This window comes from Marinobacter sp. DUT-1 (assembly GCF_050379415.1).
GTDB lineage: Bacteria > Pseudomonadota > Gammaproteobacteria > Pseudomonadales > Oleiphilaceae > Marinobacter.
The window spans coordinates 332,152-346,765 of sequence record NZ_JBNRLS010000001.1; the positions used below are offsets into that span (position 1 = coordinate 332,152).

Annotated in this window: 11 protein-coding genes; 2 read left to right on the forward strand and 9 right to left on the reverse strand. The window is 59.0% G+C overall.

Annotated features, from left to right (window positions below):
* Window positions 1–84: 84 nt before the first annotated feature.
* Complete coding sequence (locus ACQUTG_RS01490) at window positions 85–2,481, reverse strand: M48 family metallopeptidase (RefSeq protein WP_428917707.1); 2,397 nt, start codon at window positions 2,479–2,481, stop codon at window positions 85–87.
* 312 nt (window positions 2,482–2,793) lie between these two features.
* Between ACQUTG_RS01490 and ACQUTG_RS01495 the strand changes: the two genes are divergently transcribed.
* A complete protein-coding gene (locus tag ACQUTG_RS01495; RefSeq protein WP_428917708.1) occupies window positions 2,794–4,995 on the forward strand; it encodes a LemA family protein in 2,202 nt (733 codons plus the stop codon).
* A gap of 1 nt (window position 4,996) precedes the next feature.
* On the opposite strand, the gene ACQUTG_RS01500 is transcribed toward ACQUTG_RS01495, so the two are convergent.
* The 4 genes from ACQUTG_RS01500 to ACQUTG_RS01515 form a co-directional block, all read right to left on the reverse strand.
* Complete coding sequence (locus tag ACQUTG_RS01500) at window positions 4,997–5,695, reverse strand: crotonase/enoyl-CoA hydratase family protein (RefSeq protein WP_428917709.1); 699 nt, start codon at window positions 5,693–5,695, stop codon at window positions 4,997–4,999.
* A gap of 131 nt (window positions 5,696–5,826) precedes the next feature.
* Window positions 5,827–6,261, reverse strand: coding sequence for a fibronectin type III domain-containing protein (locus ACQUTG_RS01505; protein WP_428917710.1), 435 nt, complete (start codon window positions 6,259–6,261; stop codon window positions 5,827–5,829).
* A gap of 300 nt (window positions 6,262–6,561) precedes the next feature.
* Entirely contained in the window at window positions 6,562–7,611 is a 1,050-nt protein-coding gene (locus ACQUTG_RS01510) for a mechanosensitive ion channel family protein (RefSeq protein ID WP_428917711.1), read from the reverse strand.
* 37 nt (window positions 7,612–7,648) lie between these two features.
* A complete protein-coding gene (locus tag ACQUTG_RS01515; RefSeq protein ID WP_428917712.1) occupies window positions 7,649–10,231 on the reverse strand; it encodes a DUF2339 domain-containing protein in 2,583 nt (860 codons plus the stop codon).
* A 159-nt stretch (window positions 10,232–10,390) separates the two neighbouring features.
* On the opposite strand from ACQUTG_RS01515, the gene ACQUTG_RS01520 reads away from it, so the two are divergent.
* Window positions 10,391–11,584, forward strand: a complete 1,194-nt coding sequence (locus ACQUTG_RS01520) for a multidrug effflux MFS transporter (RefSeq protein ID WP_428917713.1) — start codon at window positions 10,391–10,393, stop codon at window positions 11,582–11,584.
* 3 nt (window positions 11,585–11,587) lie between these two features.
* On the opposite strand, the gene ACQUTG_RS01525 is transcribed toward ACQUTG_RS01520, so the two are convergent.
* From ACQUTG_RS01525 to ACQUTG_RS01540, 4 genes are read right to left on the reverse strand one after another with little or no spacing between them, the layout of a single operon-like run.
* Complete coding sequence (locus ACQUTG_RS01525; RefSeq protein WP_428917714.1) at window positions 11,588–12,595, reverse strand: Acg family FMN-binding oxidoreductase; 1,008 nt, start codon at window positions 12,593–12,595, stop codon at window positions 11,588–11,590.
* 31 nt (window positions 12,596–12,626) lie between these two features.
* Window positions 12,627–13,484 (reverse strand): non-homologous end-joining DNA ligase, encoded by an 858-nt coding sequence (ligD, locus tag ACQUTG_RS01530; RefSeq protein WP_428917715.1) that lies wholly within the window; start codon window positions 13,482–13,484, stop codon window positions 12,627–12,629.
* A complete protein-coding gene (locus ACQUTG_RS01535; RefSeq protein WP_428917716.1) occupies window positions 13,462–14,082 on the reverse strand; it encodes a DNA polymerase ligase N-terminal domain-containing protein in 621 nt (206 codons plus the stop codon). The genes ligD and ACQUTG_RS01535 overlap by 23 nt, the downstream gene beginning before the upstream one ends.
* Window positions 14,083–14,123: 41 nt before the next feature.
* Window positions 14,124–14,435 (reverse strand): hypothetical protein, encoded by a 312-nt coding sequence (locus ACQUTG_RS01540; protein WP_428917717.1) that lies wholly within the window; start codon window positions 14,433–14,435, stop codon window positions 14,124–14,126.
* Window positions 14,436–14,614: the final 179 nt, after the last annotated feature.

Genomic DNA, 14,614 nt, shown 5'->3' on the forward strand with positions numbered 1-14,614 from the left:
TTATGGGATGACATTACACCAAACCGGACCCGGGACGATTGGCCGATCAGGCTCCGGCGCAACCGTTAGCAGCCGCCAGTCGTATCAGGCCACGGCGTCCATAGGCTGGCCAGCAAAACGGAGCAATTTCAGGGGGCGAATATGCATTCGCGCCTCCTGTGCCAGGCACAACCTCGCGATTGTGGCCATAGACCGGTAATACGCAGAGTTTGCCAATGCTTCGCACTGCCGCGCCACGCGGAGAATTTCGCGGGGATCAAGCTCTCTCGCCGTAAGTTCCCTGGTATTCCGGCTTCCCGGCAAGCCCGAAACCACGGCATGCTCCCTCAGGGTAGCCTGATGACCGGGCAGGGCCAATGTGGTCCGGGCCGCAGCATGGTAGAACTGGATGATGGATTCCCGGCAGCGGTTGGCAGCGTGCTGGATGGCGGGTTCAGCGCGCTTTCGCCCGACCTTGTCGTACTCCTTCAAAAGGCCCTCGATCGTGGCGGCGTAACTGTCCAGATGACGCATCGGCAAGGTAAGGACCGGGAAGGTGGCCAGACTCTCCAGCATGGTTACGGCAATCGTTGCGTCCTCCGCCGACATTTGATCGATAGCCAACTGCATCCGCCGGGCGAACAGGCGATCGATGTCTCCCAGTCGCTTGCCCAGATCCCGCCATTCCCGCGATGCGTCCTCAACGGCACGATCCGCGTCTCTCGGTTCCTGACTGGTCAGGCCGAATTCCCGCGCCGGAATGGCGATCTTTTCAGTCAGCAAGACCCTACCGTAGATCCGATCTGTATGTAGCCGGACAGCCCTGAAAAAAGACTCCTGAAGTCCGGCAAACTCCGGTAGACGGCCGCGCAGGGTATCGATGACCTGCTGCAGCGATTGCCGCCCCTCCCCGCCTGCGTCCAACTGCATGAAGCGCCAGGTCAGGTGGCCGTTGAAATACTGCTCCAGCGCTTTGTCGGCCTCGTCGGGGGTATTTTTCACCTCCAGGACCTGATCGTTATCAACCAGGTAATGCTCCACTTCCTGAATACCAGAACCGGTGTAACTTGCCCGGGTAACCTGTTCACACAGGTGATCAAAGTCCGGCAGCAGTCCGGCCGCCGGTTTCTCGGTCCGAACGACGCCCGGGAATTCCAGCTCCAGGGCGTGGCGAATCCGGTCAACGTCTGCAAGCTGGACACCCCCTAAGACTGTCTGTTGTTCACCCATCGCATCCTGCACTGCCTGACGCTCCTCCGGGTTCAGGTTATCCGCTCTCTCGATAATGGCAACGGGTAGATTCCGCATCAGCTTTCCGTCCTCGCGGGCCCGGGCGTTGGCCGATTGCACACATTGATCGGCAAACGCCAGCATATGCAGCCTTTCGGCCACCATTTCAAAGGTCCTGCTGCCCGTCAGCCAACTCTGATAACGGTCAGCTTCGTACTCCATTTTGCGTGACAACGGGCGACTGACCCGTAGATTGAAAAGAAGCATGCCCCTGAACAATCTTCGAGTCAGCCCGATCATGGCCTGGGCCGGGCTCAGAACGGCCCGACCAATGAAATCCGGCGTTTTGCTCCGCCAACGTTCCAGACGGGCGTCCCACGAATCTTCCTCCAATGCCCGGGTCGCAAGCCAGCTGTTCACCGTATTGGCCAGGTAGTAGGCGAACATAGCAGCGGGGTGGGCAAAGTGTCCCAGCTCATGGCCGACAACGCCGATCAGCTGTCGAGTGTCGAGACCGGCAAACAGCGGCATACCGACCGTCAGAGTCAGTTCCCGATGGCGCAAACTGCGCAAACCTTTCCGCGGCCTCAAGGTAGCGGCAATCCCATGGTCCACGCGAATGTCCTGTACAGACGGCAGCCCCATACCCTCACACAGGTCATCGACCAGGTTGAAGAAGCGCCTGTGCGTCTGGCGATCCAGCTGCAATGTTGGAGACGACGGATATCGGATGAACAGGGGGCGCGCCAGGAACAGCAACAACACGCCGCCAACAGTGGAGGCAAATCCGGTGAGAAGCGCCGTCCATGTCGAGCCGGTCTCGGCCAGCTGCGCGGGGATTAAAATAAGGGACCAGATCAGACCAGCCACGACAGAGGCGATCAACCCGAGGTAGAAAAGGGGGGCAATCAGACTCAGGGCCATCACGGCGATCAGTCCGGCACGATGCGCCAGGCTCACCGGCATACGGGGAATCGCATCAGGCAACGAGGCGTCGAGATCAGCCTGCTCGTCAACGGGCTCCGCCCCGGGCTTCAACTCCGCCACGGAGACATCCAGGCCCGATGCTCTGAGCGCAGCCTCCAGCTTCTTCGCACGATCCCGGTTCAATCCCCGCTTGATCACAACGCGTCTGGATAACATGAGTCCGATTTGCGAAGGCTTCAGGCGGAACCGGGTAGCCAGCGCCTCTGAAACCTGCTCGACTGAAAAACCCTCCAGGATACGACCTGCAGACTCCACATGAAAATCACTGGATGACGAGCCTTGCACGACACTTCTCCTCACATTCGTGGCCGGATAAACGGGCGAGCAGAAAAACCATTCATCACCCTGAAGTGAGTTTGCCGCAGATTGGCACGGCGCGCCGTGAACCAGGGCACCTATCGCGGAAGGTCTGACGCCGTTTTTTTGACCAACATCACGAAAAACTTTTCCCACAGATTCTGTGGATAACTTTGTTGGCAACGTAAGGACAGGTGCCTGTAACCCTTCCAGCCTGTGACCTGACGGAATGTGAAGGCAATTTGATCAGGGTATACTGCCGCCTCTCTCGATTCACCGAAGAAAAGGATTGTTAACGCCATGCGGCGCTTCAATATCGCCAGCCTTCCCGGCCGGATTGTCATGGCCCTGCTCGCAATCGCAGCCCTTGCCGGCACCTACCACCTGATGCAAACCGGCCTTGGGCAACTGGCCGAGGCCCGCCAGATGCAGCGGTTGCCGGAAACGCCCCTCGGCGCCCTGGCGCAAGGGCCCTACGTCATTGCCGGTGAGGTACGGGCGGCAACGGGCACGGTTACTACCCCCTACTCCAACACCAAGGCTGTGTATTACCGCTACAAACTGGAAGAGGAGTACCGGGATTCCGACGGCGACCTGCGCATCCGCACTCTGGACTCCGGCTCTCGTGGAGGGAGCTTTGGTGTTCGGGACGGCAGCGGCAGCGTGCTGATCGAGCCTGGCCACAATCTGGCATCGGTTGAGTGGAATATTGCCCGTTCCTATCGCACCCGATCGGGCAACAAAATCTACTCGGAGTGGGCGCTGCAACCCGGGGAAACTGCCCGGGTTATTGGACGTTACGATTCCGAAGCCCATGCCATCATGTTCTCCGGCCTCCGGGCCTTCAGTCTGCCGGCGTTGATTTCCGACCGCCCTTTGGAGGCGGACAGCGGTGACCGACTGTTCGGTGCCGCCATCCGGATATCCATCGCCACAGGCTTGCTCGCCCTGGGACTGGCACTGGGGCTGACGGCCCTGAAGGTGCATCGGTTCTGGGTGTATGTGCTGGCGATGACCCTGGCTGTGACCGGAACGCTTTCGGTGCTCGGCGTCACCAAGCTCAAGCAGGAATGGTCGGCTATTGCCACGCTTTATGAGGCAAGGTACGAGCAGCTCGACAGTCACAAGAGCAACCTGTTGCTGCTTGCCGACGTGGCAGCCCTGCAACAGCTGATCCGCCAGAGCACCAGCGGCTGGCTCGACCGGTGGATGTTCCGCAGCCTTGTGGAGAAGCGCCTGCCCCTCCCGGACCTGGATAACCAGACCGCCGCCAGGGCCCGGGAGATTGTAGAAAACCAGCCACAAGGCCGATACCAGCATTCAACCAAGAGCTGGATCTTTGCCGCCGGAAGCGCAGCGCTCTCGGTACTGCTGATATTCCTCGCCATCCGCACGGTCAAGCTCAAGCGACTGATCGAAGCGGTCCCGACCAGCAGCACCCGAGGCCTGAGCTTCGGGCTGTCCGAGCTTAAGGGCATGGTCGAGGTGGATGATGCGCATCCGCCAATTCGCGACCCACTGAAGAACGAAAAGTGCGTGGCGTATGACTACAAGGTGGAAGAACGCGAAGGTGGCGGAAAAGATGACAAATGGCGCACGGTCGAGGAGCTCGCCGAACGAGTGCCTTTCTGGCTTGAAGATCCTCACGGCAAGGTGCTGGTCCACCCGGAGGGGGCAACCATCGAATACCCGAAATTCCACCAGGAAACCCGCGGTGACCGGCGCTGCACAGTCAGACTGCTGGATACCTTCGTGAACGTTTACTGCCTCGGCTTCGCCGGCCTCGACAAGGACCAGCCGGACCGCCTGAGCATCCGGCAGGACGACAGCTCTCCGTTCCTGATCAGCGCGAAGGAAGAAGGGGATATCGTGCTGGACCGGGGCGCCCGGGGCTTTGTGGGCATCGCCCTGAGTCTCGGCCTGTCCCTGTTTTCCGCCACCACGGTGTTCGCAGCCGATGGCACTTTCAGTCCGGACAACCTGATGATGGCGGCGCTCGCGGTACCCCTGTTACTGTGCGTCTACATCGGCATCCTGCACTACAACGACCTTGTCTTCCTGAAAAACAGGGCAAACCGGGCAAGGGCCAATATCGACACCATCCTTCAGCAGCGGCACGACCTTTGGCCCAATCTGGAGAAGGTAGTCAAGGCGTCCATGGCCCATGAGAAACAGCTACTCAAAGCCATCGCACAGCTCAGATCAGCCAACCCGGTAACCATGGACTCGAAAAAAGATGTGGAAAAACTGATCGGCTTCGAGCAGAAAGTAACCCGGGCCATGCAGGCCCGGATCGAGAACTACCCGGACCTCAAGAATAACGAAGTGGTCCGGAAGTTCATGGCCATCATGGCCGAGACGGAGAATTACCTGTCCCTGCTGCGGAACAGCTACACCGAGAGCGCGATGATCTACAACACGCGGATCCAGTCATTTCCGGACCTGATTCTGGCGAAGCTGTTTCGATTCAAGCCGGCATCGCAGTTCTCGACTGAGGGCTGAGCTACCCCTTCAGCCCCAGATTTTCGGCGTCCTGCTGGATACAACGGTCCAGCAGCGCCAGATACTCGGCCTTGGCCTTCACCTTGGTTTCACGGTGCGCGCGCATGTTCAGTTGCTTGAACTGGTTGGCCAGTGCATTCGCCCGCTCAAGCAACCTATCCTGCCCGACCACCTCGTCCAGATACCCGGCCTCGACAGCGCCCTCAGGGTTGTAGATTTCCGCATTCACAACCGAGCGGTAGAAATGCGGCGGGTTGAGGCGGTGGCGGGCAATCTCGATGCCGGCATGATGCATGGTCATTCCGATGGCGACCTCGTTCAGGCCCAGCTTGAACGGCCCCTCGACGCCGATGCGATGATCCACGGACAGCAGGATGAACGCGCCCTTGGCAATAGCATGACCGCTGCAGGCACCAATCACCGGCAGGGGGAATGCCGCCAGGCGACGGGTCAGGGTGGAACCGACCTTCACCAGAGCCGCGGCCTCCTGCGGCCCCTTCTGCATTTCTTTCAGGTCATAGCCGGCAGAAAAAACACCGGGCTGCCCGGTCAGGATAACCACCGCCTTGTCCTGTTCGGCCTGATCCAGCGCCTTGTTCAGCGCCTCGAACACCTCATGGCTCAGGGCGTTCGCCTTGCCGTTGTTCAGGACAATCGTTGCAATTCCATCGTTCAGTTCGTAACTAACAAGCTCGGTCACCGGCCTCTCCCTTCTGATCAACCACACTAAAGTGAGTGTTTGTTAACTTAACAGAAACGAGAATTGTCGGTGAGGCGCCCGGGAGATGCAATCCCTGAAGCGACGGACGGGCGCCAAATCAAGACGGTTCTTCAGATGGTTTTGCTGACGACGTCGGAAGGGGCACTGATCAGGCCATCAGTGTCGACAACCTGGATCGAGAAAAACCACTCGCCGGCTCCCAGATCATTGATGGTGTATTCCATGGTGCTGGCGTCGTTGATCTCGATGGTTTTACTCAGATCGGATGCGTCCTGGCCATAGCTGATGATGTAACTGTCCAGCTCGCCCATGGCAAGGCCTTCGCCGTTCACACGGGTGGCCGGCGCAACCCAGCTGAGTCTGGCGGTACCGGTTGCCGCATCACTCGAAGAGCTGACGCTCTCACCACTGGATTTGGTGCCGGAATCGACGTAGCTGGTATTGTCATTGCTGCCGTCAACCGAGCTTGAGGACACACTGGAATCGCCGCCACACCCTGTAAGCACGATCCCCATAAATACTGCAGCAATCCATGCCTTTGACATATTAATGACGCTTTTCATAGTCAATAGACACCAATAAATCGTCGAATTTGCAAAATTGTATAAAACGGGGCGAATTATGGGTGTTAACTTTGTCGGTCTTCTAGTTACAAAATGGTCAATTTCCTGACAGGGTTTGGTAAGGGAACGGCATGACCAGGGGGAGATTCAGTCGGTGTGGGGCAAGAGGAGAGGCAGAATTACCCACATAATCTGTGGATAACTGTGTTAGTAGAGCAAGGAAACATGGCTCCAGCCGGCATGGAGCCCGCACCGGGGAATCATGACGGATAATTGACCGGACTAGTTTTCAACCAGCCTGGCCCGAACACGGGGCAGGTGATCCGGGTAATTATTCTGAATGAAGGTGACCAGCCCTTCGCGAATGGAACACCGCAGATCCCAGTTCTGGCTGGAATCCGGTGCACTCATCAGGAAACGGATCTGCATCGCCTGATCACTGGCGTCGGTCACCTGAACCGTGCCGAGTTTTCCATCCCACTGGCTGGAAGCCTGGAGCAGGCGATTGAATTCCTCCCGCAATGGTTCCACCGGCATGGTGTAGTCCACCCAGATGAAGACCGTACCCAACAGGTCGGCATTGTTGCGAGACCAGTTCTGAAAGGGATTTTCGATAAACCACTGCAAAGGGACGACCAGCCTTCTCAAATCCCAGACCCTGAGCACCACGTAGGTGGCGGTGACCTCCTCCACCCAACACCACTCCCCCTGCACATAGAGGACGTCGTCAATACGAAAGGGTTGGGTCAATGCTATTTGCAGGCCAGCCAGCAGATTACTCAAGACCGGCCGCGCTGCAAAGCCCAGAATAATGCCGCCAACACCTGCCGAGGCCAGTAGACTCGCGCCCATGTGCTGCACGGATTCAAAGGTCATCAGTGCGGCCCCGAGCCCGATAATGACAATCAGTATGTTCAGGCAGCGGACCAGGAAACGCGTCTGGGTTTCCACCTTTCGAGCACGTTTCCATTGACCTTCGAGCACCGGATTCAATGCCACGATCACATCGCCAATTGCTGAGGTGAGCCTCACAGCAGCCCAGGTCAGAGCCAGAATCAGCAGCAGGGTTGTGACATGGCGCACCGCGGAAATCAGGGGTAAATCGGCAGGAGCGGCCTTGAGTGCGCCTGCCAATACGAACAGACAGAGCACGACGCCGAGTGCACGCTCCGAGGCGTCAAGGAACAGGCGTGGAACAGTTCTGGATCGGGAAAAGCGTTGGACCAGCGCCAACGCCAGCCGGTAGGTCACGTAGGTGGCCACCACTGCCAGCAATGCCGACAACCCGGGCAGCAACCAGGCCCGCAGACCAGCTTCCAGATATTCAAGCACTTTCCTTCCCCACCAGGTTATCTACGTTATCATCAAACTAGTTCATGTCCGGTTTGCGCGCGCGAGGCGTCCTGCGATACATCCAGGCCAGACCCAGCAAGGCGAGCCCCAGACCCATGAAGGCCGCAACCCGCCAGAATCCCTGCAGACCGGCCATATCAATGAGGAAGATCTTGGCGATCACAAGACCAAGCAATGCCATCCCCGCTTTGTACAGCCTGATGCTGTGATTGACGCCGGAATAGAGAATTGCCGCGATGGCGTACAGCATCCCGATCACCGAATAGGTATACAGCTCGCCCTCGGAGACACCGGAAACCAGCGCCATGTCACTGCCACGCCAGAGTTGCCGGATTTCAAGGACAGTGAACAGGAGGAAACTCCCCGCTGCAAACCACCGGGAAACCGACCGGGAGCCGAAACCAGGCAGCCGGCCGATGACAAGCGCCAGCAGTACCGGTCCGCCGTAGGCGGGGAGCAGTATGTTGAGCACAGGCGTTGCACTGATGACGCTGCCTCCCAACCACGGGTTGTGCACAGTAACCAGACTCAGATAACTCAGGCAGGACAAACCAAGCAGGATTCGCGAGAACAACCGGTAAAGCCAGGCCAGCGACTCACTTGCCCTGGCCCGGTAGAGGTAGGTCAGGCTCAGGGCACCCCAGAGCAAGGTATTGATGGTGGCCTCTGTCAGGCTGTATTCCCGGGTAAAAATATCTCCGTCATAAAGCCAGTAGCGCAGCTCGGTGCCAAGGAACAGCACCAGCAGGTGCAGGGTGGCTGCCTCAAGCCAGGGCCGGATGCCATGGTGCTTGTCCGCAATCCGGGTGGCAATTGCCGCAGCCACCGTCGCGCCGCCGTACGTCCAGAGCGACCAGTGAACGCTGGCATCATAACCCTGCAGCCACGGGTTGAAGGTCAGCCTCGCGACCACCAATGCCAGGGCCAGTTTGAGCAGAATATACAAATCGGGCATCTGAAAACGTCGCGCCAGCCACGTCAGAGTGATCAACTGGACCGACAGCGCCAGGGTCAGCGATGCCTCGCGGAACATCATCACTGCAGCCAGGGAATAACCGATATGGGCCGCCAGCACCGCCCAGACCACACCCTTGCGGTAGCGCTCAAATCGCTCCATCTGCCAGGCCAGCACACCATACAGACCCGCCAGTAGCAGCGTGCCTGTAGCCCATAGGGTGGTCCTCTCATACCCATGCAGAAGCATCCAGCCAAGGGTCAGCCAGATCAGTGGCGAGAGCAGCACCAAGGAAGCCCAGCGCCGCTGGCCGGGATGACGCACCCATTGCCAAAGCGCCAGCGCAACTGTGAGCACCGTGGCTGAAATCAGGTAAGTAACAAACGCCGCGCGTTGCCCGGCCGGAAACTGAACCAGAAAAACAGCATCGGCACTGGTGCGACTCATATAAACCAGCCAGCCAACGGCACTGGCCAGCACAGCTCCCCAGGGGAGAAACCAGAGTGCCCCGCGGCTCTGGGGAATCAGCGCGGCCACCGGAACAATTAACAGCCAGGCCCAGAAGAAGGGAGCATCTGCCGGCTGGCCCGCAACAGAAACGGCCCAGAGAGCGAGCAGGGGCAGAAAGGCCTGGCTTAATCGCCAGGCATCCTGTTGCACCTTGCCCGGCAGAATCGCAAAAGCCAGGAACAACCCGGTCAGGTAACAGGCGGTCGACACCTCAACCGGCACAGCAGAACTGGTCAGCAGCCACCACAGCAAAGCACCCGCCAGGGTGGCGTACCAGAGCCACTCCCGGAAGACATAGCGCATCAACAGCAGGGAACTCAGAGTGACCAGGAAGCTGTACGACAGCACGAAGGTAACGCTGCCATCCTCGCCGCCAATGAGCATGGGCACCAGGTAGGCGCCACTCAAACCCATGATAGCCAGCAATGGCCCGTGCACCAGCGCCATGACCATGGTGCCCAGTGACACGACCCCCAACCCGATCAGACCAGTCATCGAACTGATCAGCGCGTAGTGGTGCACACCTGCAAGTAAGGCTGCATACAGGGTAATACTCCCGCCCCCGGCCAGCGCCGCGAAGACCTCATCCGCGCCTTGCTGGCGGCGACGAAAGAATTCCGCTGCGGCATGTAATGCGAGGCCAGTACCAAGGGCCAGCAAGAACTGTTGAGTAGGACCGATCAGACCGGCACTGATGGAATGGCTGACCAGGAAAATGCCTGCCAAACCAACACTCAGGCCGCCCAGCCAGACCATCCAGTTTTCCCTGAGGGCTGTGAGGATACGGCCAGCCCTGACCGGTTTGTCCGGCTCTCCCGAGAGCCACTGATCATCCTCTTGAGCACTGGCCTGTGCCGGGGATTCCATTTCCGCCGACGGACGGAGTTTTATCTCCGGAGGTTCTTGCCAGGGTTCCGGCTGGAGCGATTCCGATGTATCCGCGTCAGCCTCTTCCCTCCCCGTCCAGTATCTGAGGCTGGCGATTTCTCCCCTTAACCCTGCAATTTCCCGCTCGAGCCCCTCGATTCGCCTCGACTGGGCGCCACGCTGACGGAACGCCAGGAACCCGAGTACCGAGCCAACAGGAATGAACAACGCCAATCCCACGGTAAAAACAATGAATAATACTTCCACACCTGTCTCCCTGGTTGCGCGCAACTGCTGCGGCCATTCGGGTATTATTATGCGCACACAACCAATAACTTGCAGATCCCCCGATCACGCTTTCGGAAACTGCTCATTGCATCAGATGATAATTATTATTAGCTTTCTACCTTCCCAAGGAGGTAGGTTTTGTCCCATTTTCAGCTAGCGTTACTACTCGGAATGACCGTGGCCCTCGGGCCTCTGGCGCTGGACGCCTATCTGCCGGCATTCCCCAGCATCGCCGACAGTCTCGGCATTGCCCACAGCGAGGTGGGCCTGACCCTCAGCGCCTATGTGGCAACCCTGGGGCTGGCTCAACTGGTCGGCGGCCCGCTGTCTGATCGCTATGGCCGGCGCCCGATTCTGGTGGGTGGGCTGGCCATTTTTGCGGGCGCAGCCGTGATGGTCTCGCTGGCCGATTCACTCTCAAACATGGTGCTCTGGCGGGTGATTCAGGGCGTTGGCGGAGCTTTCTGTGCGGTTTCTGTTCCCGCCATTGTCCGGGACCAGGTTGGCGGGCAGGAAGCGGCGCGGCTGTTCGGCCTCATTGGTCTGATCATGTTTATCGCGCCTGCAGCGGCACCCTCCATGGGCGCCCTGATGCTGGCCCTGGGTGACTGGCACAGCATATTCCTGGTGCTGGCCGGGTACGCCGTGTTTCTGGTGTTCGCGCTGAATGTGGCGCTGTTCCCCAAACTGCAACCGAGGCCACCGGCGACCACACCGGTACGAACGCTGGTTACCAACTACCTGCTGGTACTCCGCCACCGGACCACCATGCGCTTCGTGGGGATCCAGGTGCTGTGCTTCAGCACCATGCTGCTATTCATTACCCACTCCTCGTTTATCTACCAGGAGTGGTTCGGCCTCTCCAATGGCATGTTTGCCATCCTGTTCGCCTCCAATATCGCCGTGATGGCGATTCTCAACCTGATCAACCGGCCACTGCTGAGACGCTTCTCATCGGTCGTTCTGCTGCGGATACAGGTGGCGATGCAGTTTGCCGCGCTGGTGGCACTGGTGGCGGTCGTCGTGTTGGAGGGCCCGTTCTGGCTGGTCGCCGCCTGCATCATCGCTGCTATCGGTTGCCAGGGCGGCATCGTTCCCAACAACATGGCCAATGCCCTGGAATACTTCCCGCATCTCGGTGGGACCGCAGCCGCCCTGTTGGGTGCCTCCCAGTTCACCATCGCCGGCGGCATCAGCGCCCTGTCGTCGCTGTTCGGTGGCGACGCCCTGCTGCCGATCGTGGCCAGCATGCTGGTATGCTCGACCGGTGCCGTTATCCTGGCCGCAGGTGCGCCCGGTGCGGTCGCGCGCGAGATGGCCCCGGCAACCTGACCATCAGACCAGCACCTGCTCTACCGGACGGCGCAATGATCGGGGGGTTTCCGGACCGTGGCCGATCCTCACCACCAGGTCCGGCCGCCGGTCACCAATACCCAGAAAGCGCGCAAACTCCGGCCTGATTGCAGCAACCTCCACCGGTTGATTAATAAACGCCGTGCGCAGCCCCAGGGCCGCGGCCTGCAGGGCCAGACGTTCATAGCACCGCCCCGCTTCAATCCAGTGACGTTCGTCATCATGCTCCGAGTAGAAAACCGCAATCGCAGAGGAGCTGTGGATATTCCGGAAGTCCTTGCGGTTCTGGGCCTTTGCCGAAAACCCGAACTTCATTGCCAGCAATCCCAGCCATCGGGGCACCGAGGGGCTGCCCATTACCGGACCGTACAGACCATCGCCGTTACGTGCCGCCTCGTCAGCGCTGAAACGAATCCAGGATTTCAGTTCAGCGGCCCAGGCACCATCCGCAAACTGGGCCCGGTTTCCTTCGGCCACATAGCGGGCAATCTGCTCTTTCTGCGCCTCTTTGTCGATGAGCAGAACCGAAACACCGTCACCAGTGCCTGCTTGCGTCAGGAGCTCGGTTTCCCGTTCTGTCAGGGGTTCGCCGTCGAACTCAACCCGACTGCATTGCCGCTCCGGAATCGCCTCGAAGAGAGCTGTCCGGACAGGGGCCGTTTCCTCAAATTCAACCTTCACTCCAGTCGTCGAAGGGTCGTATTCGGGACGCCCTTCCAGACCAGATGCCCGCCCGGCCTGGAGCAGGTTCTCGAGGGCACAGCCAAGACTTGCATATAGGTGGTGGTCATCCGGGTCCACAGCCGGACATCGCCGTGACAGATCCGGAAGGATCCATACCCGGCCCGGCTCTATCCGGAACTGCCAGGGCTGGGTGTTGTGGCTGGAGGCGGCCATGGTGGCATAGCGAATGATGGCCGGATATCGGGCATCGCCGCTGCCAAGATCGTGGTGGCTCCAGAGTCGTTTTACGTCATCCGTGTAGTCCATTCTTCGCCCTCCCGGCAAAAATTACCTGCACTCAGGCATGCGGCAAACTCACCCGATGCCGTTTGAAGTTCTGCCACGGGTCTTTTTTTGCCCCGAGCCGACGGAATACGTTGGCCAGCCCCCAGCTTTGCGGTCCGGTCTTCTTGTCCTTGAGTTCTGACCATGAGATCGGGGTCGCGACCGGCGCTCCGTCGACAGCCCGCAAGGAGTATGGGGCGATAGCCGTCATACCGTAATCATTGCGCAGGTAATCGATAAACACCCTGTTCCCCCGCTTCTCCTTGCGGTGCTCCATGGTTGCAATGTCCGGGCAGCGGGCCAGGAGTTCCTCAGCGAGCTGCTGCACCACCGGTTTTACCCGTTCAAAGGTTTCTTCCGGACGCAGGGGCACGTGGACATGCACACCACGGGAACCGGTGGTCTTCACGAAGGACGGCAAATCCCGCTGATCCAGGAGCGACTTGAGCCCAAGCGCCAGCTCGCGCACCTTCTCGAAATCATTATCGGAAGGGTCCAAGTCAAAAACCATCTGGTCAGGTCGATCGAGAGCCTCCCCCAGGGACAATGCAAGATGAAGTTCCACCACGTTCTGGTTGGCGAAGTAGGTCAGGTCATTCGCCTTATCCGCGGTGACCATCAGCATGGTTTTCTGATCCTTGCTGCGCATGGGAACTTCAAGGCGTTCCACGTGGGACGGGAAATGCTCTGGCGCGTGTTTCAGAAAAAAGCCTTCTGCACCGATACCCTCGGGAAAGGACCTGAGGGTCAGCGGTCGCCCCCTGAGATGGGGCAGCATGATTGGCGCTATTTTCCGGAAATAATCAACCAGATCGCGCTTGTTAATCCCGGAATCCGGAAAAATCAGCTTATCGGGATGACTTATCTGCATGGCCCGTCTCCCCTTCATCCCTGGCAATTTCCTTGAGCGATCGGCCACTGATTACCGAATCCGGCTCAGTGGAAACGGGATTGCGCCTGGCGTCTGCCTGGTCATCATCCATCTTGATGATCAGCCACTGCTCCCCGGTTTCCCCCGTTTCCATTCTTACCAGCGAGTAGCCACCCTGAAGCTTTTCTCCAGCAATGTTTATCTTGAGCTTGCCTGACTCAAGGTGCCTTTCCAGGGCGCCCGAATCGTCACCGTCCTGCTCCAGAGAAGAGAACTCGCCCCGGTCCCAGACCATCACCGTACCGGCACCGTAGTGACCCTCGGGGATGACACCCTCAAAGTCCGCATACTCCAGAGGATGATCCTCCGTCCGAATAGCCAGACGCTTCTCGCCAGCGGCGGTGGACAGCCCCTTGGGCACCGCCCAGGATTTGAGGACACCGCCAATGTTCAGGCGAAAGTCATAATGCAGGGTGCTGGCATCGTGTTTCTGGATAACAAAGATCGGCGTAGTCCGGGCCGAGCCACCGTTACCGGATGGCTCGCCGGTTTCACGGAAATCCCTTTTTCTCTTGTAACTGGCAAGCTTCTGGCTCATGCGGCCCTCCTTGCCAGGCGATCCTTATGCGCTCACGGTTCTCACCGACTGATTGGCTGACAACCACGCATTGAGAGCGCCAGGTTCGCACTGGCCCTGATCTGATCGTAGTACTTCGACGCAGTGTTCACACCCATCTCGGCGTAATTGCTGGCCGTCGGGCTGATCAGGCTGCTCAGTTGCGCCCAGGCACTGGCGGATTGTCTGTCCTGACTGTAGGCATCGAAGGCCTGGTAGATTTCGTTGCAGGTGACACCGTCACCGTCGGTTGCGGCGGAAGACATGTAAGTGGAGGTCTGGCAGCCCGACAAAAGAGTGGTGGCGGCAATAGCAACGAGAAGCGGATATTTCACGGGTTATGGTCTCCGGGAGATTCGACAGGTGCATTCGGATTTGCCCGCGATACTAGCAAAAAAGCACGGGGGATGAATTGCAGCCTATTATCCCGGCTCCACTCGAATTTGATTCAGCCAGAATGATCATTTTGTGCTAGCTTCATAAGGCTACAATCAACAACAGCTCTGCCAGGAAG

Bases quoted from the DNA above. Each gene is read 5' to 3' on its own strand.
- ACQUTG_RS01495 (WP_428917708.1), top strand. From the start codon at position 2,794: ATGCGGCGCTTCAATATCGCCAGCCTTCCCGGCCGGATTGTCATGGCC.
- ACQUTG_RS01505 (WP_428917710.1), bottom strand. From the start codon at position 6,261: ATGTCAAAGGCATGGATTGCTGCAGTATTTATGGGGATCGTGCTTACA.
- ACQUTG_RS01525 (WP_428917714.1), bottom strand. From the start codon at position 12,595: ATGGACTACACGGATGACGTAAAACGACTCTGGAGCCACCACGATCTT.
- ligD (WP_428917715.1), bottom strand. From the start codon at position 13,484: ATGCAGATAAGTCATCCCGATAAGCTGATTTTTCCGGATTCCGGGATT.
- ACQUTG_RS01535 (WP_428917716.1), bottom strand. From the start codon at position 14,082: ATGAGCCAGAAGCTTGCCAGTTACAAGAGAAAAAGGGATTTCCGTGAA.